The sequence below is a fragment of the Micromonospora sp. DT41 genome (assembly GCF_049841715.1).
GTDB lineage: Bacteria > Actinomycetota > Actinomycetes > Mycobacteriales > Micromonosporaceae > Micromonospora > Micromonospora profundi.
On record NZ_JBNCKU010000006.1, the window covers coordinates 121887 to 148599 of the forward strand.

23 protein-coding genes are annotated in these 26713 nt (G+C 71.4%); 6 read left to right on the forward strand and 17 right to left on the reverse strand.

The features are described from left to right. Positions 1–15 precede the first annotated feature (15 nt). The 5 genes from ACLQ23_RS13465 to ACLQ23_RS13485 form a co-directional block, all read right to left on the reverse strand. On the reverse strand, positions 16–708 hold the full coding sequence (locus tag ACLQ23_RS13465) for a regulatory protein RecX (protein WP_355596977.1): 693 nt from the start codon (positions 706–708) through the stop codon (positions 16–18). Positions 709–722: 14 nt separating this feature from the next. Continuing rightward, positions 723–1769 (reverse strand): recombinase RecA, encoded by a 1047-nt coding sequence (gene recA / locus ACLQ23_RS13470; RefSeq protein ID WP_355596979.1) that lies wholly within the window; start codon positions 1767–1769, stop codon positions 723–725. Positions 1770–1953: 184 nt separating this feature from the next. Then, entirely contained in the window at positions 1954–2154 is a 201-nt protein-coding gene (locus ACLQ23_RS13475) for a DUF3046 domain-containing protein (RefSeq protein WP_355596981.1), read from the reverse strand. A gap of 4 nt (positions 2155–2158) precedes the next feature. Beyond that, on the reverse strand, positions 2159–3613 hold the full coding sequence (locus tag ACLQ23_RS13480; protein ID WP_355596983.1) for an MFS transporter: 1455 nt from the start codon (positions 3611–3613) through the stop codon (positions 2159–2161). A gap of 151 nt (positions 3614–3764) precedes the next feature. Further along, positions 3765–4736: a helix-turn-helix transcriptional regulator gene (locus ACLQ23_RS13485; protein ID WP_355597054.1), complete on the reverse strand. Its 972-nt coding sequence runs from the start codon at positions 4734–4736 to the stop codon at positions 3765–3767. A 229-nt stretch (positions 4737–4965) separates the two neighbouring features. On the opposite strand from ACLQ23_RS13485, the gene ACLQ23_RS13490 reads away from it, so the two are divergent. The 3 genes from ACLQ23_RS13490 (at position 4966) to ACLQ23_RS13500 (ending at position 6960) form a co-directional block, all read left to right on the forward strand. Next, on the forward strand, positions 4966–5181 hold the full coding sequence (locus tag ACLQ23_RS13490) for a hypothetical protein (RefSeq protein ID WP_355596985.1): 216 nt from the start codon (positions 4966–4968) through the stop codon (positions 5179–5181). After that, positions 5181–5441 carry a hypothetical protein gene (locus ACLQ23_RS13495; protein WP_355596987.1) on the forward strand — a complete coding sequence of 87 codons (261 nt, stop codon included), beginning with the start codon at positions 5181–5183 and terminating at the stop codon, positions 5439–5441. The genes ACLQ23_RS13490 and ACLQ23_RS13495 overlap by 1 nt, the downstream gene beginning before the upstream one ends. Positions 5442–5547: 106 nt before the next feature. Beyond that, entirely contained in the window at positions 5548–6960 is a 1413-nt protein-coding gene (locus ACLQ23_RS13500) for an FG-GAP-like repeat-containing protein (protein ID WP_425735615.1), read from the forward strand. Between the two features lie 188 nt (positions 6961–7148). Here the strand turns inward: ACLQ23_RS13500 and ACLQ23_RS13505 are convergent, their stop codons facing one another. Continuing rightward, positions 7149–7853 (reverse strand): UdgX family uracil-DNA binding protein, encoded by a 705-nt coding sequence (locus ACLQ23_RS13505; RefSeq protein ID WP_355596991.1) that lies wholly within the window; start codon positions 7851–7853, stop codon positions 7149–7151. Positions 7854–8285: 432 nt separating this feature from the next. Further along, positions 8286–9626: an aminotransferase class I/II-fold pyridoxal phosphate-dependent enzyme gene (locus tag ACLQ23_RS13510; protein ID WP_355596993.1), complete on the reverse strand. Its 1341-nt coding sequence runs from the start codon at positions 9624–9626 to the stop codon at positions 8286–8288. 34 nt (positions 9627–9660) lie between these two features. On the opposite strand from ACLQ23_RS13510, the gene ACLQ23_RS13515 reads away from it, so the two are divergent. Further along, positions 9661–10902 carry a bifunctional pyridoxamine 5'-phosphate oxidase family protein/GNAT family N-acetyltransferase gene (locus tag ACLQ23_RS13515; RefSeq protein ID WP_355596994.1) on the forward strand — a complete coding sequence of 414 codons (1242 nt, stop codon included), beginning with the start codon at positions 9661–9663 and terminating at the stop codon, positions 10900–10902. After that, entirely contained in the window at positions 10902–11573 is a 672-nt protein-coding gene (leuE, locus tag ACLQ23_RS13520; protein ID WP_355596996.1) for a leucine efflux protein LeuE, read from the forward strand. Before ACLQ23_RS13515 ends, leuE begins: the two co-directional genes overlap by 1 nt. Before the next feature lie 19 nt (positions 11574–11592). On the opposite strand, the gene ACLQ23_RS13525 is transcribed toward leuE, so the two are convergent. The 10 genes from ACLQ23_RS13525 to ACLQ23_RS13570 form a co-directional block, all read right to left on the reverse strand. Next, a complete protein-coding gene (locus tag ACLQ23_RS13525; RefSeq protein ID WP_425880706.1) occupies positions 11593–12531 on the reverse strand; it encodes a sporulation protein in 939 nt (312 codons plus the stop codon). Positions 12532–12648: 117 nt separating this feature from the next. Then, positions 12649–13713, reverse strand: coding sequence for a hemolysin family protein (locus ACLQ23_RS13530; protein ID WP_355597000.1), 1065 nt, complete (start codon positions 13711–13713; stop codon positions 12649–12651). Next, positions 13710–15065 carry a hemolysin family protein gene (locus ACLQ23_RS13535; RefSeq protein ID WP_355597002.1) on the reverse strand — a complete coding sequence of 452 codons (1356 nt, stop codon included), beginning with the start codon at positions 15063–15065 and terminating at the stop codon, positions 13710–13712. The genes ACLQ23_RS13530 and ACLQ23_RS13535 overlap by 4 nt, the downstream gene beginning before the upstream one ends. Before the next feature lie 172 nt (positions 15066–15237). Continuing rightward, positions 15238–15591, reverse strand: a complete 354-nt coding sequence (gene mnhG / locus ACLQ23_RS13540; RefSeq protein WP_355597056.1) for a monovalent cation/H(+) antiporter subunit G — start codon at positions 15589–15591, stop codon at positions 15238–15240. Continuing rightward, positions 15591–15854 (reverse strand): monovalent cation/H+ antiporter complex subunit F, encoded by a 264-nt coding sequence (locus ACLQ23_RS13545; protein WP_355597004.1) that lies wholly within the window; start codon positions 15852–15854, stop codon positions 15591–15593. The genes mnhG and ACLQ23_RS13545 overlap by 1 nt, the downstream gene beginning before the upstream one ends. Next, a complete protein-coding gene (locus ACLQ23_RS13550) occupies positions 15851–16456 on the reverse strand; it encodes a Na+/H+ antiporter subunit E (RefSeq protein WP_355597006.1) in 606 nt (201 codons plus the stop codon). The genes ACLQ23_RS13545 and ACLQ23_RS13550 overlap by 4 nt, the downstream gene beginning before the upstream one ends. Then, positions 16453–17958 carry a Na+/H+ antiporter subunit D gene (locus ACLQ23_RS13555; RefSeq protein WP_355597008.1) on the reverse strand — a complete coding sequence of 502 codons (1506 nt, stop codon included), beginning with the start codon at positions 17956–17958 and terminating at the stop codon, positions 16453–16455. Before ACLQ23_RS13555 ends, ACLQ23_RS13550 begins: the two co-directional genes overlap by 4 nt. Beyond that, complete coding sequence (locus tag ACLQ23_RS13560; protein ID WP_355597010.1) at positions 17958–18437, reverse strand: Na(+)/H(+) antiporter subunit C; 480 nt, start codon at positions 18435–18437, stop codon at positions 17958–17960. Before ACLQ23_RS13560 ends, ACLQ23_RS13555 begins: the two co-directional genes overlap by 1 nt. Before the next feature lie 55 nt (positions 18438–18492). Beyond that, a complete protein-coding gene (locus tag ACLQ23_RS13565; protein WP_355597011.1) occupies positions 18493–21327 on the reverse strand; it encodes a Na+/H+ antiporter subunit A in 2835 nt (944 codons plus the stop codon). A gap of 192 nt (positions 21328–21519) precedes the next feature. Continuing rightward, on the reverse strand, positions 21520–21906 hold the full coding sequence (locus ACLQ23_RS13570) for a hypothetical protein (RefSeq protein ID WP_355597012.1): 387 nt from the start codon (positions 21904–21906) through the stop codon (positions 21520–21522). Between the two features lie 177 nt (positions 21907–22083). On the opposite strand from ACLQ23_RS13570, the gene ACLQ23_RS13575 reads away from it, so the two are divergent. Continuing rightward, positions 22084–26643: an ATP-dependent helicase gene (locus ACLQ23_RS13575; RefSeq protein ID WP_355597013.1), complete on the forward strand. Its 4560-nt coding sequence runs from the start codon at positions 22084–22086 to the stop codon at positions 26641–26643. The last annotated feature ends 70 nt before the right edge of the window (positions 26644–26713 follow it).

Consider the following 26713-nt stretch of genomic DNA (forward strand, 5'->3'; position numbering starts at 1 on the left):
ACCGTCTCGCGTCGCTCACTCGACCGGCCGGTTGTCGCGGTCCAGTTCACCTTCGGCGTCGGCGAGCGCGTCGGCGTCTATCTGCTCGGCGAACTCGGCAGCCTCGGCGCTCTGCGCGGCCAGCGCGTCCTTCACCGCACGGATCGCCACACCGGGCGGGTAGCCCTTGCGAGCCAACATTCCCACAAGCCGGCGGAAGACAGCGTCGGGCTCACCCCGGGCGGTACGCAGCTTGCGGTCCACCAGAGCACGGGCCGTCGCCGCCTCGGTCTCCTCGTCCAGCTCACCCAACGCCTCGGTGGCCACCTCGCCGTCGACGCCCCGCTGGCGCAGCTCATTGGCGAGTGCCCGCCGGGCCAGGCCACGCCCGGTGTGTCGGCTGGACACCCAGGCGCGGGCGAACGCGGCGTCGTCGATGATGCCGACCTCGTCGTACCGGTCGAGCACCTCGGCCGACACCTGCTCGGAGATGCCGCGCTTGGCCAGTGCCCCGGCCAGCTCGGCACGGGTGCGAGGCCGGACGGCGAGCTGGCGCAGGCAGATCTCCCGGGCCACCTCGGACTCGTCGCGCGGTGTGGTCGCCGGCTCGTCCGCCTGCTGTTCGGCCGCCCGGCGCCCCCGGCGGGGGCGCGGCGGATCGGCGGCGTCGCCCGTACGGGGTGGGCTGGCATCCCAGCCCCGCCCCGTACGGGCGCGTCGTCCTGCCATGGGTCAGCGACCGGTCAGAAGTCGACCGGCGGCAACTCCGGGCCACCGGCGGCGTCACTCGCGCCGACACCGACGCCGAGCTTCTCCAGGATCTTCTTCTCGATCTCGGCCGCGACGTCCGGGTTTTCCTTCATGAACTCCCGGGCCTTCTCCTTGCCCTGGCCGAGCTGATCGCCGTCGTACGTGTACCACGCACCGGACTTGCGGATGATCGCCTGCTCCACGCCGACATCGATCAGCGAGCCCTCGCGCGAGATGCCCTTGCCGTACATGATGTCGAACTCGGCCTGCTTGAACGGGGCCGCCACCTTGTTCTTGACGACCTTGACCCGGGTGCGGTTGCCGACCACGTCGGTGCCGTCCTTGAGGCTCTCGATGCGTCGCACGTCGAGCCGGACCGAGGCGTAGAACTTCAAGGCCCGACCACCGGTGGTGGTCTCCGGGCTGCCGAACATCACGCCGATCTTTTCCCGCAGCTGGTTGATGAAGATGGCAGTGGTGCCGGTGTTGCTGAGCACACCGGTGATCTTGCGCAGTGCCTGGCTCATCAGCCGGGCCTGGAGACCCACGTGGCTGTCGCCCATCTCACCTTCGATCTCGGCGCGCGGCACCAGGGCCGCCACCGAGTCGATCACGATGATGTCCAGGGCGCCGGAGCGGATCAGCATGTCCGCGATTTCGAGCGCCTGCTCGCCGGTGTCCGGCTGGGAGACCAGCATCGCGTCGGTGTCGACGCCGAGTGCCTTCGCGTACTCCGGGTCGAGCGCGTGCTCGGCGTCGATGAAGGCGGCGATGCCACCGGCCCGCTGGGCGTTCGCCACCGCGTGCAGGGCCACCGTGGTCTTACCGCTGGACTCCGGACCGTAGACCTCGACCACCCGACCACGCGGCAGGCCGCCCACCCCGAGCGCGACATCGAGCGCGATGGAGCCGGTCGGGATCACGGCGGTCTGGATGACCGGCCGCTCCCCCAGCCGCATCACCGAGCCCTTGCCGAATTGCTTGTCGATCTGAGCGAGAGCAAGGTCTAGTGCCTTCTCCCGGTCAGGCCCTGCTGCCATGGTTGCCACCCCTGCCTTCGCCGGCGTCTTTGCTGAGCTTCGCGTCACGCGGACACGCTAGGCGCTGGGTCCGACAGAAAACCAGCCGACGGGCCGCGAGCTGTGGACGAGCACCCCGCTGTGGACAATAGCCGAACAGGTGTACGACTCGACAAGCGACACGCGGAAGCGACGAAAAGGCTGCTCAGCGTAGTCGCGCAGGCACTCTGTCGGGGTACGCGGCGCAGACTGCCCGCCACACCACATGCGTCTGCTCCCCCGACGCCAACGCCTGCTCGATGGTCCTTCCATCGAGCTGCGACAGCACCTGGTCGCGGGCGATGCTCGCCGCGTAGCCGGGCCCGAACGCCTCTTCCAAGCGCGTCCAGAAGTCGGTCAGCCGCACGTGATCAACCCTCCTCGTCCGATGCCCCGGTCGGCACCGGGCGCAACGCTAGCGCTACCAGGGGCACTGTCGCGACCGCCGCGAGCAGGGTCAGCACCGGATAACCGGCCACCTGCATGACAAACCCGGCTGCCACGGCGGCACCCGCGCCAGCCAGCCCCATGGTCAGGTCGGACAGCCCCTGCACGCTCGGCCGCACGCCGGCCGGCACCGACTCGGACAGCAACGTCGAGCCGGCCACCATCGTTCCCGACCAGCCCAACCCGAGCAGGACCAGCCCGACCGAGAGCCGTGGCGTGTGGTGCCCGGCGGTGCCGGCGACCGCGCAGGCGGCCAGCAGCAACCCGACCCCGCCGAGGATCACCGCCCGCCTCCCGAGCCGGTCGGTGAGCCAGCCCACGATTGGAGAGAACGCGTACATGCCCGCGATGTGCAGGCTCAGCACGATGCCGACCAGTCGCAGCACGTCGGCGTCGGCATGCGACTCACCGAGCCGGACCGGGGTCATCGCCATCACCGCCACCATCACCAGGTGACCCACCGCCACGGCGGCGATGCCGAGCCGGGCGGCGGGCTGCCCGCGTACCACCGACCAGGCCGCGCGCATCCCGGCACCGCGCGGCAGGCGCGCCCCGACCGGCGCGGCGGCCGGCGTCGCCCCACCGCCGACCTGGCCGCCCGCAGCCGGCGCCTCCGCCACCACGGCGGCTGCCGGCGCAGCGGCGGTCGGCGCAGCGGCGGTCGGCGCAGCGGCGGTCGGCGCAGCGGCGGTCGGCGCGGCGGCGGTCGGTGCGGCGGCGGTCGGTGCGGCGGTCGCGATTCGGCGCGCGGTGAGCAGTGGGTCGGGCCGGAGCAACACGAGGAGTACGCCGCCAGCCAGCACGAACGCCGCCGCGCTGAACGCGAACGGGCCGGCCAGCGGCGGCAGCCCCCAGCCGCTGGTGACCCGGTCGGCAAGCGCCGCGAAGTTCGGGGCGGCCACCGCGCCGATCGTGGTGGCCCAGATGATCACCGACAGCTGCCGGCCCCGCCGGGCCGGCTCGGCGAGGTCCACCGCCGTGTAGCGGGCCTGCAAATTCGCGGCGGTGCCACCACCGAAGAGCAGCATGCCGAGAAAGAGCAACGGCACCCACCGGGTGGCCGCCGCCAGCACCACGAGCACGCCGCCGACGGCACCGACCGCGTACGCCACGACCAGGCCCGGTCGGCGGCCGTGCCGGGCCATGATCCGGGTGACCGGGATGGCGAGCAGCGCCGCACCGACCACGCCGGCGCTCTGCGCGATGCCGGCCACGGCGGTGCCGGCGATCCGGGCGGCGAGCAGCGCGCCGACGGCGATGCCGATGGTCACCCCGACCCCGCCGATGATCTGGGTGCCGAAGAGCAGGCGCAGGGTCCGCCGCTGGATCGACGCGACGTCGGGCCGGGCGGTGCGCGGCGCGGTCAGGTCGGTGGCCATCGACGCTCCTCGGGACGGGTGACCCATCCTCGCGCACCCGTGCCGACCGGCGGCAACCGGTTTCGCCGGCGACCGATCCGGTGCCTGTCTTCTCGGCCACACCGACCCGGCATCCGCCTGCGGATGCCGGGTCGGCTACGCGGGCTCCTCCTCACACCCAACCGTGACTGGCTGCCTGCACGCCGGCCTGGAATCGGCTGGCGGCACCGAGCCGCTCGGTCAGGGACGTCATCATGCGCTGCACACTGCGCAGGGAGATCGCGAGTTTGCGGGCCGCCGACTCGTCGGTGTGCCCGGCGGCGAGCAGCCGCAGCAACTCCCGTTCCTGTTGGGTGAGACCCTGCGCGTCGGCCGTTACCCGGTCGTCGAACGGTGTTGCGGTGTGCCACACCTGCTCGAAGAGGGCGATCAATCCGGCGACGACCCCGTGGCTGTGCAGCTCCAGTGCACCCCGCCGCGGATTTGCGGGATCGATGGGAACGAGCGCTGTGCCCCGGTCGACGATGACCATGCGCATGGGCAGCGTCGGCGTGGTGCGTGACTGCCCGCCGAGGCCCGCCAACCACCGGGCGTGCGCGAGGGTGTCCGGGTCGTTGCGGAAGCTGTCCTGATACACGTTGCGGATCTGGACGCCGCGGCGAAGCGCCTGCTGGTCCAGCGGCGCCTCCGCCGCGAGCGTGTCAGGGGTCTGCGCCCCTCCGGTGTTGAAGGAGAGACATTCGACGCGGGCGGTGTCGGCCAGCTCGGCCAGCCGGTCTCGTACGCTGTCGATCCCTTCGAGCACCCGGCCTTCCGCCCCCTGGTGGTAGTCGTCGTGGGCGGCCGCGATGGCCGCGATGGCTGCCTTGGTCGCCTCGACGTGTCTCTGTCGGACCGCGACCTCCGCCTCCACCTTCGTCAGAAGCGCCGTCAGCCCGGCCTGCGGCCGCACCGGTCGAGCGGAATGACCCTCCGGGTCGAGCCGGATGAGCGCGAGGTCGGCAAGCACGTCCAGAGCCGCACGCACCTCCCCGGGCGACACACCGAGGTGGGCTGAGAGCCCGGTGATATTCAGATCAGGACGCTCCAACATGGCGCGGTAGACAATCTCGTGCTGCGCGGACAACCCCAACAAATCGAACATAGCCCCTCCCCGTGTAGGACCAACGCCCGCCATTCTGCCGGGCACTGAACGTTTCCGTGAGCCCGGTGGCGCAACTGGCGTAGACCCGCCGGGCGGGGTCACGCCAGGCCGTACCCGGTGACAAGGCGGCGCGGACTCGCGATGCTTCATTCACCGAAACAGCATCGACCGAGATGCCCCCGAATCCACAAAACACAGCGAAATTTCATACGGAGAAAGGTCGACCAGAATGCTCCGGACCGCCAATTCCCATTACCGTCTCGCGATATTCGTTCTCCTGGCTGCCGGTCTCGTGGTCATCCTGGGCGCGGGGCCGGACGCGATGGTGTCACTCGCCGACGGGTTCGGCTGGGGCGCTTCCCCACAGGACACTCCGACCGCCCCACTGGTGGGCGACGGGTTCGGTTGGGGCGCACCCGCGCCGGTCGACCCGAGGCGGCTCTGATGGTCGCGACGCATATCCGCATCGCTGCCCTCACGTCGGCGGCGGCCATCGACCCCGCAGACCTGCGAGATCTGCTCAACGTGTACGTCCTGGCCGGCAGCGGCGTGGAGCACCTCCGCGTCCGGGCCGGCCCGGACAGCGCCGACATCCTGGCGTTTGTCGACACCGACAGCCCGGAGGAAGCCGCCGACACCCTGCGCCACCTCGTCGACAAGACGATCGCCAGCACCGCCCTGCTCTGTTCATGGCGGGTCATTTGACCCACGGCACGATCTTTCCCAATTTTCTCGTCGCTCCGGCCACCGTTCACGACTCGGTGGTCGAACCGGCCTGCCCGAAAGCAGGCCGGCAACCGAAAGGAACACCATGCACGGAAGTACGATTCGCCGCCTGACCACCATGGCGCTGGGTGTGGCACTCGCCGCCGGCGCCGGCCTCTCCGGAGGCGTCGCCACAGTGCTGGCGAGCACTCCCGAGGCCGCCTTCGCCGCGTCGAGCGTGGGCGGGGCGATCACCCCCACCGAGGTGCTCAGCCGCGCCAAGTACTGGTACGACAATCGCGGCAGCATCAAGTACAGCCAGCAGGGCTACTACCCCGACGAGAACGGCAAGAACTACCGCCGGGACTGCTCCGGGTTCGTTTCGATGGCCTGGCACCTTTCCACGTCGAAGACGACCCACAACATGTACACGGTGTCGAAGCAGATCAGTAAGAACGACCTCCAGCCGGGCGACATCCTCAACTCCGCCAGCGAGCACGTCATCCTCTTCAAACGCTGGACCAACCAATCGACGGGCACATTCGAGTATTACGCTTTCGGGTCCACCCCGGTGAAGATGGCCACGGAAACTCTCACGGGTGGCGGGGACGGTCTCATCGACTCCCACCCGGCGAGCAATTACGTCGCCCGGCGCTACAACAACATCACCACCAGCGGCCAGACTCCTGAGAAGGACCCCGGAGTCGCCGATGTGACCGGCGACAGTTATCACGATCTGGTGGCCCGCAAGACCGACGGCACTCTGTGGCTGTACTCGAACAACATCGAGCGCGATAACGGCACCCCGTACAGCACTTCCTCCGCACGGCAGATCGGCAGCGGCTGGGGCACCTCCGACCGGATCATCAACGCCGACGCCACCGGTGACGGCTTCACCGACCTGCTCCTTGTGAAGCCGGACGGCAGCATGCTCCTCTACCCGAACAACATCGTCCGCGACGACGGCGTCCCGTACAGCAGCTCCTCCGCACGGCAGATCGGCAGCGGCTGGGGCAACTTCGACCGGATCGTCGGCGCGGACGTGACAGGTGACGGCTACACCGACCTGGTCGCCCGCAAGACCGACGGCACCCTCTGGCTGTACCCGAACAACATCGTCCGCGACAACGGCACCCCGTACAGCAGTTCCTCCGCTCGGCAGATCGGCAGCAACTGGAACGGCTTCGACATGCTGATCGGCGCGGACGTGACAGGTGACGGCTACACCGACCTCGTCGGCCGCACCACCGACGGCACCCTGCTGCTGTACGCGAACAACATCGTCCGCGACAACGGCGTCCCCTACTCCGCCAGCAAGCAGATCGGCAGCAACTGGAACGGCTTCGACACCCTGATCGGCGCGGACGTGACAGGTGACGGCTACACCGACCTCGTCGGCCGCACCACCGACGGCACCCTGCTGCTGTACGCGAACAACATCGTCCGCGACAACGGCGTCCCCTACTCCGCCAGCAAGCAGATCGGCAGCAACTGGAACGGCTTCAACAGCATCGTCTGACACCGACGTTCGACGCGCCCGGCGAGTGCCGGGCGCGTCGCCGTCGTCGGCCCGTCACGGGCGGGGCCGCACGGTCGGTTCGGTGCGGCGTTGGCCCCAGAAACGCAAGTTCAGCTGGCGGATCCGGAGCAGGGTGGATGCAGCGCCGGCTGCTGATGTTGGAGGCTTCGACGACCGTACGGCCCGGGTCAGCCGCGCAGGGCCCGGGCGGCGACGGTCAGGTCGGCGACGAGCCCTTCGTACGCCTTGTCCTGGTCATCGGCCCGCAACACCGCCGACGGGTGGATGGTGGCCAGCAGCCGGGCCGGGGGCGCGTCGGCCCGCTTTCCGGCGTTGTCCACCGGCACGCGCTGGAAGTCCTCCGGGCGCTGGGCCGATTCGGGCCAGGGCAGCAGCTCGCCCCGCTGCCGGGTGACCCGGAAGGACGGGCCGAGCAGCGCCTTGGCGGCGGTCGCGCCGAGCACCACCACGATCTCCGGACGCAGCCGGGCGAACTCGGCGACAAGCCAGGGCCGGCAGGCGGTGATGTGCACCTGGTCGGGGGTCTGGTGGATCCGCCGCTTGCCGCGCAGCTGGAAACGAAAGTGCTTTACGGCATTTGTGAGGTAGAGGTGGGTGGGATCGAGCGCGGCGTCGTCGACCGCGCGTCTCAGCAACCGGCCGGCGGGGCCGACGAACGGCAGACCCTTCTGGTCCTCCATGTCGCCGGGTTGCTCGCCGACAAGCACCACCCGGGCGCTCTCGTCGCCCCGGCCGAAGACCGTCTGCGAGGCGTCCCGGTACAGCTCACAGCCCTGACAGCCGCCGGACGCGGAGCGCAGCTCGTCGATGGTGTCGGCGTCCGGTGGGATGTACCGCTGGGCGCCCGGAGCGCTCCCGGTCTGCTCGGCCATGTCGACTGTTATATACCCCTTGGATGCCGACTGTCGGGTACGCCCCCAGCAGCCACCACCCGGCCCCGCCACGCGCGACACGCGCCGCGAAAGGCCGCGTCAGCATCCGGCCGCGCCGCCGCCTCGGTACCCGGCGGTGCCGCCCGCGTCAGTACCCGCCGCCACCGCCATCCCCACCCGAGGCCATCGCGATCAGCACGATGACGATGATGACGACCACCACCGCCACCGCGATCCAGACTCCCTTACGCGCCCCATTTGAAGCCAAGTCCCCCACCTCCGGCGCCCGCATACCCACGCCGCCCACCTCGAACCCCCGCGATCTTGCACTTCCTGCCCGGACCAACACCCCATAAAGGGCATACCAGTGACACAAACTGCAAGATCGCGGGGAGCAGGGGGCGGGGGGCGGGGAGCAGGGGCGGGGTGGGGTCAGGTGGGGAAGTTTGGGGGTGGGGTGGGGTTTGTGGCTTGGGTAAGGGCTTCGGCCAGGGGGATCAGGTCGTCTGTTGTCAGAGAGCTCACCGTTATGCGCACTCCTGGTGTGGCGGCGATCCGGTAGAGGGCACCGGGGGCCACCACCCAGCCGGCGTCGCGCAGCGCGGTAACCGCACTTGTCTCGTCCGCCACCGGCAGCCAGACGTTGATGCCGCTGCGGCCGTACGCGGTCAGGCCGCGCTCCGCCAGCGCTGCCACCAGCCCGTCGCGCCGCAGCTCGTAGCTCTGCGCCGCCCGGTGCACCAGCTCGGTGACCACCGGGTCCCGCCAGAGGGCCAGGACCAGCCGTTGCAGCACTGTGGACACCCAGCCGGCGCCGACGCGCGTCCGGCCGGTCACCCGGGCCACTGTGGTCTCGTCGCCGGCAAGCACCGCCAGCCGTAGGTCCGGGCCGAAGGGCTTGCTCACCGAGCGCACGAACGCCCAACTCGCTGTCGCACCCGCAAGAGAATGCAGGGGTACGCGCGCCAGCTCCGCGGCGTGGTCGTCCTCGATGAGCAGCAGGTCCCGCCGGCCGGCGAGCAACGTCCGCAGTTCCGCCGACCGGGCGGCAGAGACGGCGGCGCCGGTCGGGTTCTGCGCCCGACTGGTCACCACAAGCGCGCGGGCACCGGCGGCGAGCGCGGCGGCCACCCCGGCCGCCAGTGGCCCCTCGTCGTCGACCGGTACGCCGATCGGACGCATCCCCAGGGCGGCGATCAGGTCGAGCAGGTTGGCCCAACCCGGGTCCTCCACCGCCACCGCGTCACCGGGGCGCAGGTGGGCGCCGAGCAGCCGCTCGATGCCGTCCAACGCGCCGCCGGTGAGGGTGATCTCCGAGGCCGGCACGCCGTCGGCGTTCAGCCGGGCGCGGGCCACCTCGGCCAGTTCGGGGAGCACCCCGGAGTGGGAGTAGCCGACCGGCGGGCCTGCCTCGGCGGCGAGCGCCGCGAGGTGCGGACCGAGGGTGGGCAGCAGTCGGGGGTCGGGTTCGCCTCGGGACAGGTCACGGGCACCGGGTAGCGGCGCGGGGCGCAGCGCGGAGCGGCTGGCGGCAACCGGCGGGCGGGGACGGACCCGGGTGCCGTGCCGCCCTGCGGTGACGAGCAGACCGCGCTGCCGCAGCTCCTGGTAGGCGCGGGCGACGGTGGCGGGGCTGACACCCAGTTCGGCGGCGAGCACCCGGACCGGCGGCAGAGCGGCACCCGGCGGCAGTGCGCCCGTACGGATGCCCGACTCGATGCTGGCCGAAATCGCGACGGCGGTCGCCCCGGTGAGCTGATAGCGTGCTGACACAAATCAGAGATTGTACTAGAACAAAGGGCCGAGCATGTACGCACCCACAGCCCGCACCACCGCCAGCCGTGCGCGCGACCGCATGAGCTACGACAGAGCGGCCGCGCACGCCGTACTCGACGAGGCGTACGACTGCGCGCTCGGGTTCACCGTCGACGGTCAGCCACGCGTGCTGCCCACCCTGCACGTCCGCATCGGCGACACGCTCTACCTGCACGGCTCGACCGGCAGTCGGCCACTGCTCGCCGCCCGGGGCGACGGGCTGCCCGTCTGCGTCGCGGTGACAGTGCTCGACGGGCTGATCTACGGCCGCTCGCAGTTCCACCACAGCGCCAACTACCGCTCCGTGGTGGCGCACGGCACCGCCCGGCTCGTCACCGACGAGCAGGAGAAGGCCGCCATGCTCACCGCCCTTGTCGAGAAGGTCGGCACGGGCCGCAGCAACGACAGCCGCCCGCCCAGCCGCCGCGAGCTGGCCGAGACCGCCGTGCTGGCGCTGCCGCTGCGGGAGGTCTCCGTACGCGCCCGCACCGGCGGGGTCCGCGACGACGAGGCCGACCTGCACCTGCCGCACTGGGCCGGTGTGCTGCCGCTGCGGCTGACCGCCGGCCCGCCCGAGCCGGACGCCGGGGTCACCGCCCCGCTGCCGGCGTACCTGCGCACGGCCCGCACGCCCTGGCACGACCCGGTGCCGCTGCACGGTGAGCACGTCCGGCTGGAGCCCCTGGACCTGGCGCACGCCGAAGAGCTGCACACCGCCACCGCCGACGACGACGTCTGGCGGCACCTCGGCGTGGCCCGACCCACCTCGGTGACCGGTACGGCCGAGGTGGTAACCGCCGCCCTGCTCGCCCAGCAGCGGGGCGAGCGGGTGCCCTGGGTGCAACGCTGCGCCGTGACCGGAGCGGTGGTCGGCACCACGTCGTACTACGAGATCGACCCGGAACGGCGGTCGGTGGCGATCGGGTACACGTTCCTCGGCCTGCCGTGGTGGCGTACCGGGATCAACACCGAGGCGAAGCTGTTGCTGCTGGGCCGGGCCTTCGACGACCTGGGCGCGGTGCGGGTGGCGTGGCACACCGACATCCGCAACGTCCGCTCGCAGGCCGCCATCGAGCGGCTCGGCGCCACCCGCGAGGGAGTGCTGCGCATGCACCGCCAGCGCGCGGACGGCTCCTGGCGGGACACCGTGCAGTACGCGATGACAATCGACGAGTGGCCGAACGCACAGGCCAGGCTGCGAGAAAGACTTCGCCGAACGGCACCGGTGGCGTGATGATGACGGGCGTGCTGGGGATCACCGACATCTGGACGTACGTACTGGGCACCGTGGCCATCGTTCTGCTGCCCGGGCCGAACTCGCTGTTCGTGCTGTCCACCGCCGCCAAGCGGGGCGTCAGCACGGGTTACCGGGCAGCCGCAGGGGTGTTCGTCGGCGACACGGTGCTGATGGTCCTCTCCGCCGCCGGGGTGGCGTCGCTGCTCAAGGCGTACCCACCGGTGTTCCTGGTGATCAAGTACGCCGGCGCCGCGTACCTCGCCTATGTCGGGATGACAATGCTGCGCGGTGCCTGGCGGCGCTGGCGCGACCGCAACGACCCGACCACGCCGCGGCTCATCGACGCCGCCGAGCCGGAGGCGATGCGCAGTCCGTTCCGCAAGGCGCTGGTGATCAGCCTGCTGAACCCGAAGGCGATCCTGTTCTTCGTCTCGTTCTTCATCCAGTTCGTCGACCCGACCTACGCGTGGCCGGCGCTGTCGTTCCTGCTGCTCGGGCTGATCGCCCAGGCGGCGAGCGTGCTCTACCTGACCGCGTTGATCTTCGCGGGCACCTTCCTGGCCACCCAGTTCCGTCAGCGGCGTCGACTGGCCGCCGGCGGCACCACCGCCATCGCCACGCTGTTCCTCGCCTTCAGCCTCAAGCTGGCCACCGCCAGCGCCGGCTGACGTCGCCTCGCACCTGTCGTCAGGTGCCGTCGCCGCCACCGCCACCGCTACCGCCGCCTCCGATGCCGGCGCCACCGGCGGTGCCGCCCAGGCCGTAGCCGGGACGGATCGGCTCGTCGGGGTGGCGGCTGACATGCGGTGACCCGGTGATCCGCGCCGACCAGTCCGCGTGGGCTGCCGCTGCGGCGTGCCTGTTGATGGCCTGGCGCAGCCAGCCGTCCACTGTCGCCACCCAGTCGCGCTGCCCGGCGTCGGCGTGCCAGATCCGGAACCGGCTGATGCTCTGGTGGGTGATCCCCGCCAGGGCCAGCCGGCGGTCCATCCAGAGGATCACCTCCAGACCTGCCGAGTTGGTCACGAAGATCACCTCCATCTCGGTGATCGGGCCTGCGTAGAGCGGAGCCACCCAGAAACCCCACCGCTGGTGCAGCGGCAGTGTGAACTCCACACCGGGCAGCCCGCCCTCCTGCAACCCGGCCTGGCGGATCGAGAAACCAAGCGTGTCCATCGCCGCGAACACGTGCTGCTGCGTGGGCACCGGATGCACGAACACCGGCACCATGGCGCCCTGATCGAGGTCCGGGTCGACGGACACCTCGGTCCGCAGCGCCATCCGCAGGCTCAGCAACGGCACCCCGCCGAAGGTGGTCACCGGCGTCTCCCACGGCAGCGGCAACGCGAAGTCCACAGCCCGCCGCCGACCTGCCGGTACGACGAACCGCCCGGCGATCGGCGCCTGATGGAACTGCACCAGCCGCCGGGCGGGTTCCGGGTCGTTCGGCTCCACCGTGGTGACAAGGCCGAGGCGGATGTGCCGCACCAGCACGTCGTCCGGCCCGGCGGCGAGGGTCACCCGCCCGGGCAGGCGCAGCCCCGGACGGGTGCTCGGATTGGGCAGCGTGGTCTGCACGGACAGCCCGCTCCAGCCGGACTCCCGAGACACCCCCGTCAACCGCACCGCGCCCCCACCAGGCCACGCCCCCGTACGCCCCGCCGACGGCGAGGTCACCTCAAGGGTCGCGGACCCGGAGGGTGGTCACCTCGACTTCGGCGAAGAGGGACCACCCCTCCGGTTTCACCGCAGGCGCCGCCCCCGCGGCACCGTGTCGGTCTCGTCGTCGAACTCCCCGATGACCTCCTCAAGCAGGTCCTCAAGGGCGACGAAACCGATCGGGCGGGACGGCCCACCACCGTTGCGCACCAGCGCGAGCTGGGACTGCCGGGCGCGCATGGCCGCCACCGCCTCGGTGACCGAGGATGTCGCGGGCAGGGTGAACGCGGGCGTCATCAGCTCCCCGGCGGTGGCGACACGGCCGTTCGTCACCACCCGCACCGCCTCCCGGACGTGCACCAGGCCGCAGACGTCGCCGTCCGCGTCCAGCACCGCCATCCGGGACCTGCCGCTGTCGCGGCTGACCTGCTCGATTCGCTCGGCCGGGTCCTCCCGCCCGACGGTGACCATTGTCGAGAACGACTCCATCACCTGCGCCACGGTCGTGCCCTGCAACTCCAGCATGCTGGTGAGCAGCTCGTGCTGCTCGGCGCCGAGCAGCCCGTGTTCGCGGGACTGCTCCAGCAGGATCCGCAGCTCGTCCGGGCCGTGCACCTGAGCCAGCTGATCCTGCTGCTCGACCCCGAACAGGCGCAGGATCGCGTTGGCCATCGCGTTAAGCACCGACAGCACCGGCCGGGACACCCGGGCGAACGCGCGGAACGGCAACGCGAGCAGCGTCGCCGAACGCTCCGCGTCGGTGATGGCCCACGACTTCGGCGCCATCTCCCCCACCACAAGGTGCAGGAAGGTGACCAACCCGAGCGCGAAGACCAGGGCGATCACGTGACTGGCGGCGTCCGGCAGGCCCACCGCGTGCAGCAGCGGGCTGACCAGGTGCTCGATGGCCGGCTCGGCAAGCGCGCCAAGCCCCAGGGTGCACAGGGTGATGCCCAGCTGCGCCCCGGCCAGCATCAACGACAACTCGCGGACACCGTCGAGCGCGGCTCGGGCCGCACGGCCACCGCTGGCCGCCGCCTGCTCCAGGCGGTACCGCTTGCTTGCCACCAGGGCGAACTCGGCGGCCACGAAGAACCCGTTCAACGCCAGCAGCACCCCCGAGGTGAGCAGCGCGATCCCGGGGCTCATGCGGTCACCTCCGGCTCGGTCAGCTGCAACCGCACCGAATCGGCCACGTGCCGGTCCACTGCCAGCACCTCGACCAGAGCCCGCGGCTCCCCGGCGTGATCCTCGCCGTCCGCGCCGTCGGGCACCAGGCTGATCTCCAGCCGGTCACCGACCTCCGGCACCCGGCCCAACTCCCGCATCACCAACCCGGACAGGGTGTCGTACTCCGGTGCCTCGGGCAGCGCGATGCCGGTGCTGTCGGCGACCTCGTCGATCCGCCAGCGGGCCGGCACCACCCAGGACCCGTCGTCCTGCCGGGCAGGTGCCCGATCGGGTGGGTCGTCCTCGTCCCTGATCGGGCCGACAAGCTCCTCGGCGATGTCCTCCAACGTGATCACACCGGCGAAGCCGCCGTACTCGTCGACCACGCAGGCCATCTGCCGGTGCCCGGACCGCAGACGGTCGAGCACCGTCGGCAGCGGCAACGTCTCCGGCACCAGCAGCGGCGGCCCGGCGACCGCGCTCACCGGCGTGGTCGCCCGCTCCCCCGGGGGTACGCCGAGCACATCGGCGATGCCGACGACACCGATCAGGTCGTCGACACCCTCCGCGCCGCGCACCGGGAACCGGGAGTGGCCGGTGTCCAGCAACTCGACGACACGGCTCACCGGCTCGTGCGCGCGTACGGTGTGCACGTCGACCCGCGGCACCATGGCCTCGCCCGCGGTCAGCTCACGGAAGTCGAGCCCCCGGTCGAGCAGCGTGGACATCTCGGCGTCCAGGCTGCCCTCCTGCCGGGACTCGGCGATGATCTGTTCCAGGTCGGCAGGTGTGGCACCGCTGGGCAGCTCCTCGATGGGCTCGATGCCGATCCGACGCAGCAGCCGGATCGAAGCCCTGTCGAAGAGCCGGATCAGCGGCCCGGCGACGGCCAGGTAGATGAGGGTGGACCGGCTCAGCGCCCGGGCCAGTACCTCGGGCCGGGCGATGGCCAGGTTCTTCGGGGCCAGCTCACCGAGGACCATCTGCACGATGGTGGCGATGACCAGGGCCAGGGCCACCGACAGCGGCAGGCTCACCGACCTGCTGACACCGGCCACGCCGAGCAGCTCGGCGAGGCCACCACCGAGGTACGGCTCGGCGACGTACCCGACGAGCAGGGCGGTGACGGTGATGCCGAGCTGCGCGCCGGAGAGCATGAAGGAGAGCCGGCTGGTGACGGTCAGAGCGCGGGCGGCAGCCTGGTCGCCGTCATCGGCGAGCTGGCGCAACTTGCCGCGGTCCACGGCGACGTAGCCGAATTCCTGGGCTACGAAATAGCCTGTCGCGGCGGTGAGCACGATGATCAGAAGAAGACCGACGACGATCAACACGGGTCGCTCAGGGCTCCCGGGGTCGTCGGGTCGGGGATATGCCGGGCACAACCCGGCTGGCTACTACTGCCCTCCTGGGCAGACGAGTCGATCATCTGACTATTTTATCGGCGTTCGCTGGGACTCCGCTGAGGGAGGGCCGAAGGCGTCCGATCGTCCGGTTCGCCGGGCGTCACCCCACCTGGCCGCCGCCCTGCCCCCGCTCGGCCAGCTCATCGGCGTCGAGCAGGCTCCGGTCGAGCCGCCCCGACCGGTAGGCCGCCCGGCCGATCATCTGCGCCGCGACCGGCGCGGTGGCCAGCTGGAAGATCGCCACCAGCAGGACCATCCCGAGGTCCGGCAGGGTCCGCAGCCGCAGCGCGATGCCGAGCAGCAGCAGGAGCACCCCGAGCACCTGGGGTTTGGTGGCGGCGTGCATCCGGGACAGGGCGTCCGGGAAACGCAGCACGCCGATCCCGGCGGCGAGCGCGAGGACCGCACCGGCCACCAGGCAGGCGGCGCCGAGCCAGTCGGCGATCACCCCGATCACGCCCGCTCCCGGACAGCGAAGCGGACCAGCGCCACCGAGCCGACGAAGCCCAGCAGGGACAGCACCACGAGTACGGGCAGCGTGGTGGCGTGCCGGTTGACCGCCGCCTCCGCGCCCACCGCGCCGACCATTGTGGCGAGCAGCATGTCGGCGGCGATCACCCGGTCCAGCAACGTCGGGCCACGGTAGAGCCGAACCAGGGCGAGCAGCGCGGTCACCGACAGCAGGGCGGTGAGGACGGCGGCCAGAAGCAGGATCACTGGGTCGTTCCCTTCTCGGCGGGATCGGACTCGACGAGGCGCAGCTCGGCCGCGCTGCCCACCGCCCGGACGATCCGCTGCTCGACAGCGAGGGTGCGCTCCCGCGCGAGTTCCAGGTCCGCCGGGTCGTGGGTGTCCAGCACGTGCAGGTACAGCGTGGCTTCCGCCCGGTCCACCTCCAGGACCAGAGTGCCGGGCACCAGGGTGACCGCCTCGGCGGTGAGGGCGATGTTGAGGTCCGTCGGCACCCGTAGCTGCACGGCGATGATCGCCCCCCGAGGCCGGTAGCCGGGCTGCACGGCGATCCGTGCGACGTGGATACTCGCGACGACAAGCTCCACGACGAACTTGCCAACGAACACCAGCAACGCCCAGGGCCGCAGCCGGCCGCCGAAGGTGACCGGCGGCAGCGGGAAGAACAGGAGCACCGCGCCGCCCACCAGCAGGCCACCGGCCACGTTGGCCCAGCTGATCTCGCCCCACAGCAGACACCAGACGACCACCAGCCAGCCCAGGGCCACCGCCTGGTCCCGCCAGCGCCCGAACCGCCCACGGGGCTCGGCCGCCGCGGACCCCGAGGACGTCGTGGTCGGTTCGGTCACGGCGCACCTCCTGGGAACACAGCCCGCACGTACGGGGTGCGCGAGAGCAGGTCGGCTGCCGAGGCGGCGGTCACGTCGAAGAGCGGACCGGCCAGCACCGTCAGCGCCAGGCCGAACACGACCAGGCCGACTGTGGCACCGACCATCAGCGTGGGCAGCCGGACGACAGGGTCAGTGGTGTCCAACTGCGGCGCCCGCCAGAACGCGATGTTCCACACCCGCGAAGCGACATAGAGGGTGAGCAGGCTTGTCAGCGTCCCGGCCGCCACAAGCGTCCAGGGCAGCGCCCCACCGGCCGCCGCCCCGGCCTGGAGCAGGCCGAGTTTGCCCAGGAAGCCCGAGAATGGTGGCACCCCGGCCAGGTTCATCGCCGGTACGAAGAACAGCACGCCGAGCAGGGGCGCCATCCGGGCCAGCCCGCCGAGCCGGCGCAGGTCGGTGCTGCCGGCCCGCTCCTCGACCAGCCCGGCGACAAGGAACAGCGTGGTCTGGATCGTGATGTGGTGCACGACGTAGAAGATCGCACCGGAGAGCGCGGCGGTGGTGCTCAACGCCACCCCGAAGATCATGTAGCCGATGTGGCTTACCAGTGTGAACGACAGGAGTCGCTTCATGTCGGACTGCGCCACCGCGCCCAGGATGCCGATCACCATCGTCAACCCGGCGACGATCATGAGCAGGTTGTTGGCCTGCCCGTCCGGGAAGAGCAACGTCTCGGTGCGGATGATCGCGTAGACACCCACCTTGGTGAGCAACCCCGCGAACACCGCTGTCACCGGAGCCGGCGCTGTGGGATAGCTGTCCGGCAGCCAGGCCGACAACGGAAAGACCGCCGCCTTGATCGCGAACGCGAGCAGCAACATCAACTGCAACGTCAGCCGTACGTTGTCGGGCAGATCGTCGAGCCGCTGCGCGAGCTGCGCCAGGTTGAGCGTGCCGGTGGCCGAGTAGACCAGCCCCACAGCGGCCAGGAAGATCATCGAAGAGAGGATGCTCACCACGACGTACGTCGACCCCGTGCGGATCCGGGTCTCGGTGCCGCCCAGCGTGATCAGCACGAAGCTGGCCGCCAGCAGGATCTCGAAGCCGACGAACAGGTTGAACAGGTCGCCCGCGAGGAACGCGTTCGTCACGCCCGCCGTGAGCACCAGGTACGTCGGGTGGAAGATCACCACGGGAGTGGTCTCGGCGGTCTCGCTGCGGCCCTGACCGATCGAGTACAGCAACACGCACAGCGTCACCGCCGACGACACCACCACCATCAGCGCGGCGAGCTGATCGGCGACCAGCACGATGCCGACCGGCGCCGGCCACCCGCCGACCGCCAACACCACCGGCCCGTGCCGGTACGCCTCGACCAGCAGCACCACCGCGACGAGGAACGTCCCGGACAGGCAGAGCACACTTACCGCACGCTGAATCTGGGGTCGCGTCGCCAGCAAGAGGGTCAGCGCCGCACCCAACAACGGCACCACCACCGGCAGCGGCAACAGCCTGCTCATCACGCCTCGTCCCCGTGCCGTAGCCGACGTCGCGCCGGCTCTGGATCGACCTGCTCCGGATCGTCGTCCGGACCCTCCCCGCCGTGATCGATGGCACCCGCCTCGTTGCGCTCGGCCTGGCGGATGATCTGCTGGTCCTCCAGATCGTCGGGCACCTCGTCGTCACCGGTGAGATACCAACTGCGGTACGCCACAGCGAGCAGGAACGCCGTCAGCCCGAACGTGATCACGATCGCCGTCAGCACCATGGCCTGCGACAGTGGATCAGCCATCTCGTCCACCGGCCCCGTGCCCACCACCGGCGCCCCACCGGACCGACCGCCCAGCATGATCAGCAGGTTGACCCCGTTGCCGGTCAGGATCACGCCCAGCAGGATCCGGGTCATGCTGCGCTCCAGCAACAGCACCACACCGCAGCCGACCAGCACCGCAACAGCCAGCACCAAGACCAACGTCGCGCCCGACTGACCCGCCGTCATGAGGCACCTTCAGATCGCGACTGCGGGGCTCGCAAAACCGGCTCACTCCTCGCGCTCACGGCCGGTCTCCCTTGTCGACAGCCAGTCCGCCCGCTTCGGTCCCGGTCGCCTCGATGTGCCGGTCCACCTCGGCACCCAGGCTGCGCAGGATGTCCAACACCAGCCCGATCACGATGAGGTAGACGCCGATGTCGAAGAACAGCGTGGTCACCAGATGGATGTCGCCGATCAGCGGTAGCGAAGCGTCGATCTTGGCGCTCTGCAGCAACGTCCCGCCGGCGAGCATCGACACCATGCCGCTGCCCACCACCACTGCCAGGCCGGCGCCGAGGATCAGGCCCGCGCCCACCGGCGCCGCCTCGGTCAACTCGTACCGGCCGCCGGCCAGATAGCGGACCACAAGCGCGAGGCCCGCCACCAGGCCACCGGCGAAGCCGCCGCCCGGCGCGTTGTGACCGGAGAAGAGCAGGAACAGGGAGAACAACACGACCGTGTGGAAGATCAGCCGGGTGACCACCTCCATCACGATGGAGCGCCGCTCCGCGTACAGGGTGGGGCCGCCGCGCAGCCACACCGGCCGCCCGGGCAGGACCGACCGGCCCGGCGGACCCGGCCGACGCGGGCGCGGCCCGGTCCGGGACTTCTCGAAGATCAGGCTGGCCACCCCGGTCGCGGCCACCACCAGCACCGACACCTCGCCCATCGTGTCCCAGGCCCGGATGTCGACAAGCGTCACGTTCACCACGTTGCGGCCGTACCCCTCGGCCACTGCCAGATCCGGGAAGGCCACGGCGATGTCCGGCGCCCGGCGGGCGCCGGCCGCGACGAGGGCGAGCCCACCCGCCACCAGACCCACTGCCACGCCGATCACCCGGCGGGTCCAGCGGCTGCGGCGCAGCGGACGGGCCGAGAACCGTGGCGGCAGGCGACGCAGCACCAGCACGAAGACAGCGATGGTCGCGGTCTCCACCAGGAACTGCGTGAGAGCCAGATCGGGAGCGCCGTGCAGGATGAAGAGCATCGCGGCGCCGTAGCCGGTCACCCCGACCAGCAGCATCGCGGTCAGCCGCCTGCGGGCGCCGACCGCGAGCAACGCGGCCACCGCGATCACCAACACGACCACCGGTTGCAGCGGGTTGTCCCAGAGGGGGATCCGGGTCTGCCACGGGCCGGCGGCGAGCATCGCACCGCCGGGCAGCACCACAAGTGTGACCAGGATGATGCCCAGGTACTGCGGGAGGGAACCCCGCTGGGTCGCACCTGTCACCTCGATGGCGAGCCTGTCGAACTTGCCCACCACCCACTCGTAGCCCTGGTTGCCGCCGATCGGCGAGCGGAGCCGGGCAAGCACCGGGGCGAGCGGCCCGCGCACGGCGAACAGCAGGCCGCCGCCGACAAGCGCCAGCACGGACAGGCCGAGCGCCGGGGTCAGTCCAGGCCAGAGCACCAGGTGCGCGTCGACCTCACCGAGCAGTTCGGCGTACGGGCTCAGCAGGCCGTCCAGCACGGCGGCGGCCGGGCCGGCGAGCAACCCGAGACCGGCGAGCACTGTCGGCGGGACGAGCATCGCCGCGGCGATCGGGCCCGGCGACACCGGTTCCACACCCGGCCGGTCGGCGAACGCTCCCCACAGGAAACGGGCGCTGTACGCGACGGTGAGCACCGTCCCCACGACGATGCCGGCGAGGAGCAACGGCTGGTCGGTGAACGCCGCGAACACCGCTTCCTTGGCCACGAAGCCGACGAGCGGCGGTACGCCGGCCATCGACGCCGCTGCCAGCACCGACACCACGAACAGCGGCCGGGACCAGCGCCGCAGCCCGGACAGCTGCCGCAGGTCGCGGGTGCCGGCACCGTGGTCGATGATGCCGACGACCAGGAACAGCGTCGCCTTGAACAGCGCATGCGCCAGCAGCATCGCCGTGCCGGCCAACGCGGCGCCCGAGGTGCCCGCGCCGGTCACCGCGATGAGCAGGCCGAGCTGACTGACCGTTCCGTACGCCAACAGCAACTTCAGGTCGGTCTGCCGCAGGGCTGCCCACCCGCTGACGAGCATGGTGACCACACCGGCGATCTGCGCCACGGGCCGCCACGGGCCGACCGTGGCGAGGACCGGCGCGAGCAGCCCGACAAGGTAGACGCCGGCCTTGACCATGGCGGCGGCGTGCAGGTACGCGCTGACCGGTGTGGGTGCCGCCATCGCCGCCGGCAGCCAGGAATTGAACGGCAGCACCGCCGACTTGGACAGTGCGCCGGCCAGGATCAGCAGCACCGCGGTGATCAGGTATGCGCCGCCGGGCAGCGGTTGAGCCGAGATCTCCGACCAGCGGTAGGTGCCTGCGTGCTCGCCAAGCATGATGAAACCGACCAGCATGGCCAGCCCGCCCAGCGTGGTCACGATCAGCGCCTGTGCCGCCGCCCACCGGCTGGACCGCCGTTCGGTGCTGTGCCCGATCATCAGGTACGAGAAGATCGTGGTCAGTTCCCAGCCCACGTAGAGCAGCAGCAGATCGTCGGAGAAGACCAGCAGGAGCATCGCGCCGGCGAAGGCGACAAGGACCCCGGCGAACTGCGCCAGTCCGGTCGAGCCGGGTTTGAAGTAGCGGGCGCAGTAGACCATCACCAGCGCGCCGACGCCGCCGATAAGCAGCGTCATCAGCCACGACAGGGTGGTGACCCGCAGCGCGATGTCGAGCTTCAGCTCCCGGATCCACGGATACGTCTCGACAACCGCGCCACCGTCAGCGACGGCGGGCGTGCGGGCCAGTGCCCAGCAGAACGCGGCGGCCGGTGCCAGCGCCAGCGGATAGAAAGCGCGCGGACCCCACCACTTGACGAGCACCGGCGCGGCCACGGCAGCCACCATGTGGAGGATGAGCAGTAACAGCACTCGCACTCCCGATCGTGGTGGCCGGCGTCCGTACAGCTGTGGCGCCTAGCAGCGATCAGACGCCAATCTGTCGACGCCCGCGCGCCTTTGCCATAATTCGTCCCCTATCGGGCGGCCAGCGGCGACAGCCGCCAGCCAGCGAGGCATGTCAAATGCCCTCGGTGGCCGACAGACCAGCAGGGCCGCCGGAGATCAGCTTATCAGGGCGTTACTGATGGGTTGCGCGTCGTCCAGGTCAGTGCCACCCGGGCGCAACTCGGCCACGAGATCGGCTCGGCCGAGTTGTCGGGCGACCTTGCCGACCACCCGCTCGGCGACGGCCAACGACCGCATCGAGAGCAGTCGACCCCGACTTTCACGGCGCAGCACGAAATAGTGGACGGCGACGCGGACCTGGCCGCGATCGGCAGCGCTGGCCTGGGCGGTGGAGACGACCAACTCCCGCAGGCAACGGGCGAGGCGCTCGGCGAGCGCCAACTCGGGCCCGTGCAGACCGCCGCGCAGCGTGGCGAGGTGACTGTCGACCTTGCGGATCAGCACGTCGGTGCTGGGTTCGACGTGTCGCGGCTCGCCGGCCATCCCATCGCCTCCACCCCGTTCGCGTTGCGGGTGAAGTTACTTTATGTTGCTCCTCAGAAGCAAGCAGTTAAGTGAGACTTAACGTACTAACCACGCAACAGGTGCTTTTACCGCGCACTCAGGAGTGTTGCGCCGCTGCCGGTCGTGGATGTCGTACCGGCGGGGCACGATGGACCGGTGACCGGGGCGGATGTGGATACGGGCGGGGTGCTCAACGGGTTCGGTCCCGCCACCCGCGCGTGGTTCGACGCCGCCTTCGCCGCGCCCACCGCCGCCCAGACCGGCGCCTGGCGGTCGGTCGCCGCCGGCCGCAACGCCCTCGTCGTGGCACCCACCGGCTCCGGTAAGACGCTCGCGGCGTTCCTCTGGTCACTGGACCGGCTGGCCCGCGAGCCCGCGCCGGCCGAGGCACGACAGCGGTGCCGCGTGCTCTATGTCAGCCCGCTCAAGGCCCTCGCCGTCGACGTCGAACGCAACCTGCGCGCCCCGCTCGCAGGCATCCGGCAGGCGGCCACCCGCCTCGGCGTCACCCCGCCCGACATCACCGTCGGCATGCGGACCGGCGACACCCCTGCCGACGAACGACGTGCCTTCGCCCGCACCCCTCCCGACATCCTCATCACCACCCCCGAGTCGCTGTTCCTGCTGCTCACCTCGGCTGCTCGGGATTCGCTGCGCGGCATCCAGACGGTGATCGTCGACGAGGTGCACGCGGTGGCCGGCAGCAAGCGCGGCGCGCACCTGGCCCTGTCACTGGAACGTCTCGACGAGCTACTGCCCGCGCCGGCGCAGCGGATCGGCCTGTCGGCCACCGTCCGGCCGATCGACGCGTGCGCCCGGTTCCTCGGCGGTGCCCGACCTGTCGACGTCGTACAGCCCGCCACACCCAAGACCATCGAGGTCAGCGTGCAGGTCCCGGTGGAGGACATGACCCGCCTCGACGAGCAGGAGCAGCCACCCGAGGACGACCTCGGCGGTCCCGGCCCGCGTCGCGCCTCGATCTGGCCGGCCGTCGAGGAGCGGGTCTTCACGCTGATCGGGCAGCACCGCTCCACAATCGTGTTCACCAACTCCCGGCGCAGCGCCGAGCGCCTCTGCGCACGGCTCAACGAATTGGCCGCCGACGAGCTGGCCACCGAGCCCGCCGGCAACCGCCCGCCGGCCGAGGTGATGGCGCAGTCCGGCGCGGCCACCGGCGCGACACCGGTGATCGCCCGCGCCCACCACGGCAGCGTCTCGCGCGAGGAGCGCAAACACATCGAGGAGGCGCTCAAATCCGGCCAGCTGCCGGCGGTGGTGGCCACCTCCAGCCTGGAGCTGGGCATCGACATGGGCGCTGTCGACCTGGTGGTGCAGATCGAGGCGCCGCCAAGCGTGGCCGCCGGCCTGCAACGGGTCGGTCGGGCCGGGCACCAGGTGGGCGCGGTCTCGCGCGGGGTGGTCTTTCCCAAGCACCGCGGCGACCTGCTCTCCTGCGCGGTCGTCGCCGAGCGGATGACCGACGGTGCGATCGAGGAGCTGCACTACCCGCGCAATCCCCTCGACGTGCTGGCCCAGCAGATCGTCGCGATGGTGGCACTGGAGCCGTGGCGGGTCGGCGACCTGGCCGTGCTGGTCCGCCGCGCCGCGCCGTTCGCCGAGCTACCCGACTCCGCGCTGCACGCCGTGTTGGACATGCTCTCCGGGCGCTACCCGTCGACAGCGTTCGCCGAGCTGCGCCCCCGCCTGGTCTGGGACCGCGCCGCCGACCTGCTCACCGGCCGGCCCGGCGCGCAGCGGCTCGCCGTGACGAGCGGCGGCACAATCCCCGACCGTGGTCTGTTCGGGGTCTTCCTGGCCGGCGCCGAGCGGGCCGCCCGGGTCGGTGAGCTGGACGAGGAGATGGTCTACGAGTCACGCGTCGGCGACGTCTTCCTGCTCGGCTCGTCCTCCTGGCGCATCGAGGAGATCACCCCCGACCGGGTGCTGGTCTCGCCGGCCCCCGGCCAGGCCGCCCGGATGCCGTTCTGGAAGGGCGACCAACTGGGTCGGCCGGTAGAGCTGGGTCGGGCCATCGGCGCTCGGGTGCGCACCCTGCTCAAGCAGAGCGACGAGGCAGGACTGGCCGCGCTGCGTGCCGGCGGGCTGGACGACTGGGCCGCCGGCAACCTGATGGCGTACCTGCGCGAGCAGCGGGACGCCACCCGTTCCCTGCCCGACGACCGCACCATCGTCGTCGAGCGGTTCCGCGACGAGCTTGGCGACTGGCGGCTGGCCGTGCACAGCGTCCTCGGCGCGCGGGTCAACGGGCCGTGGGCCCTCGCCGTGGGCCGGCGGCTCGCCGAGCGGTACGGCGTCGACGCCCAGGTGATGCCCTCCGACGACGGCATCGTGGTGCGCCTGCCGGACACCGCCGACGAGCCACCCGGCGCCGACGTGGTGGTGTTCGAGCCCGACGAGATCACCCAACTGGTGGAGGAGTCGGTGGGCACCTCGGCGCTCTTCGCCGCCCGTTTCCGGGAGTGCGCCGCCCGGTCACTGCTGCTGCCGCGCCGCGACCCACGCCGCCGCCAGCCCCTCTGGCAGCAGCGGCAACGTTCCGCGCAGCTCCTCGACGTCGCCCGCGAGTACGCCGACTTCCCGGTCACCCTGGAGGCGGCCCGGGAGTGCCTCCAGGACGTCTTCGACCAGCCGGCGCTGGCCGGGCTGATGCACGACCTGGCCGCCCGCAAGGTCCGGCTTGTCGAGGTGGAGACCAGCGCGCCGTCCCCGTTCGCCAGGTCGCTGCTCTTCGGCTACGTCGGCGCGTTCCTCTACGAGGGTGATGCGCCGCTGGCCGAGCGCCGCGCCGCCGCGCTCGCCCTCGACTCCACGCTGCTCGGCGAGTTGCTTGGCCGGGTCGACCTGCGTGAGCTGCTGGACCCTGCGGTGCTCGCCGAAACCGACAGACAGCTGCGGTGGCTCACCGAGCAGCGCCGTCCCCGCGACGCGGAGGACGTGGTCGAGCTGCTGCGGGTGCTCGGCGACCTGAGTGACGCCGAGTTGACCGAGCGCGGCGTACCGGAGACCTGGCTGACCGAGTTGGAGGCCGCCCGCCGGGTGCTGCGGGTCCGGATCGCCGGTGAGCAGCGCTGGGTGGGCGTCGAGGACGCCGCCCGTCTGCGCGACGCGCTCGGAGTGGCGCTGCCGGTAGGCGTCGCCGAGGCGTACCTCACACCGGTGGCCGACCCGCTCGGCGATCTGGTGGCCCGCTACGCCCGCACCCACGGGCCGTTCGCCGCGGCGAGCTGCGCGGCCCGCTTCGGGCTCGGGGTGTTCGTCGTCGAGCAGGTCCTGCGCCAGCTCGCCGCCACCGGCCGGGTCGTCTCCGGCGAGTTCACCCCGGATTCGGCAGGCGCCCAGTGGTGCGATGCCGAGGTGCTGCGCATGCTGCGCCGCCGCTCACTCGCGGCGCTGCGCCGGGAGATCGAGCCGGTCCCGCCCCGGGCGCTTGCCACCTTCCTGCCCCGCTGGCAGCAGGTCGGCGCGGCGGCCCGGGGAGTGGAGGCGCTCGCCGCGACAGTGGAGCAGTTGCAGGGCGCGGCGGTGCCGGCGTCCGCGCTGGAACGGCTCGTGCTGCCCGGCCGCGTCGCGGACTACTCCCCCGCCCACCTCGACGAGCTGTGTGCCAGCGGCGAGGTGCTCTGGGCGGGTTCGGGGGCCATCTCCGGCGGCGACGGCTGGGTCACCCTGGCGTACGCGGACGCCGCCCCGCTGCTCCTTGCGCCACCCGACGAGGCGCTCACCCGCACCCCGCTGCACGACGCGGTGCTCGACGCGCTCGGCGACGGGCAGGCACTGTTCTTCCGCCCGCTGGCCGATCGGGTCGGATCGACCGACGACGCCGTGCTGACCGGTGTGATCTGGGATCTGGTCTGGGCTGGCCACCTCACCAACGACACCCTCGCCCCGCTGCGCGCGGTGCTCGGCGCGGGTGGGGCGCACCGAGCCCGGCCGTCCGCGCCACGCACCCGCTACCGGCGACCCGGTCGGGTGGCGCTGCCCACTCGGGGCGGGCCGCCGACGGTCGCCGGCCGCTGGTCACGGCTACCTGAGCGGGATCTCGACCCGACCCGCCGGGCCGCCGCCCTCGCCGACGTCCTGCTGGAACGGCACGGGGTGGTCACCCGTGGCGCGGTGCTGGCGGAGCAGGTGGTCGGTGGGTTCACCGCCGTCTACCCGGTGCTGTCGGCGCTGGAGGAGCGCGGCGCGGCCCGCCGCGGCTACTTCGTCGAGGGTCTGGGTGCGGCACAGTTCGCCGTACCCGGCGCGGTGGACCGGCTGCGCGCGCTCGCGGAGCCGGCCGACGGTGCCCGGGGCCGGAGCGGCCCGACGATGGTCCTCGCCGCCACCGACCCCGCCAACCCGTACGGCGCGGCACTGCCCTGGCCGGAACGCGTTGTCGACGCAGGCGACGGGTCCGCTCCGGCGACCGGGCACCGGGCCGGCCGAAAGGCGGGCGCGCTGGTGGTGACGGTCGGCGGCGACCTGGTGCTGTACGTGGAACGCGGCGGCCGGACACTGCTGTCGTTCACCGACGACGCCGACACTCTCGCCGCTGCCGGCAAGGCGCTCGCCGACGCCGTCCACTCCGGAGCGTTGGGCGCGATATCGGTGGAGCGGGCCGACGGTGAGGCCGTGCACTCCGCACCGCTGCGGGACGCGCTGACCGCTGCCGGCTTCCGGGTCACCCCGCGCGGCCTACGCCTGCGCGGCTGACCTCCACTCCCCGCGACCGCACTCACGCACCCCGCGCCGTGGGTCTCGATCGCGGGCGCCCGACCCGTCG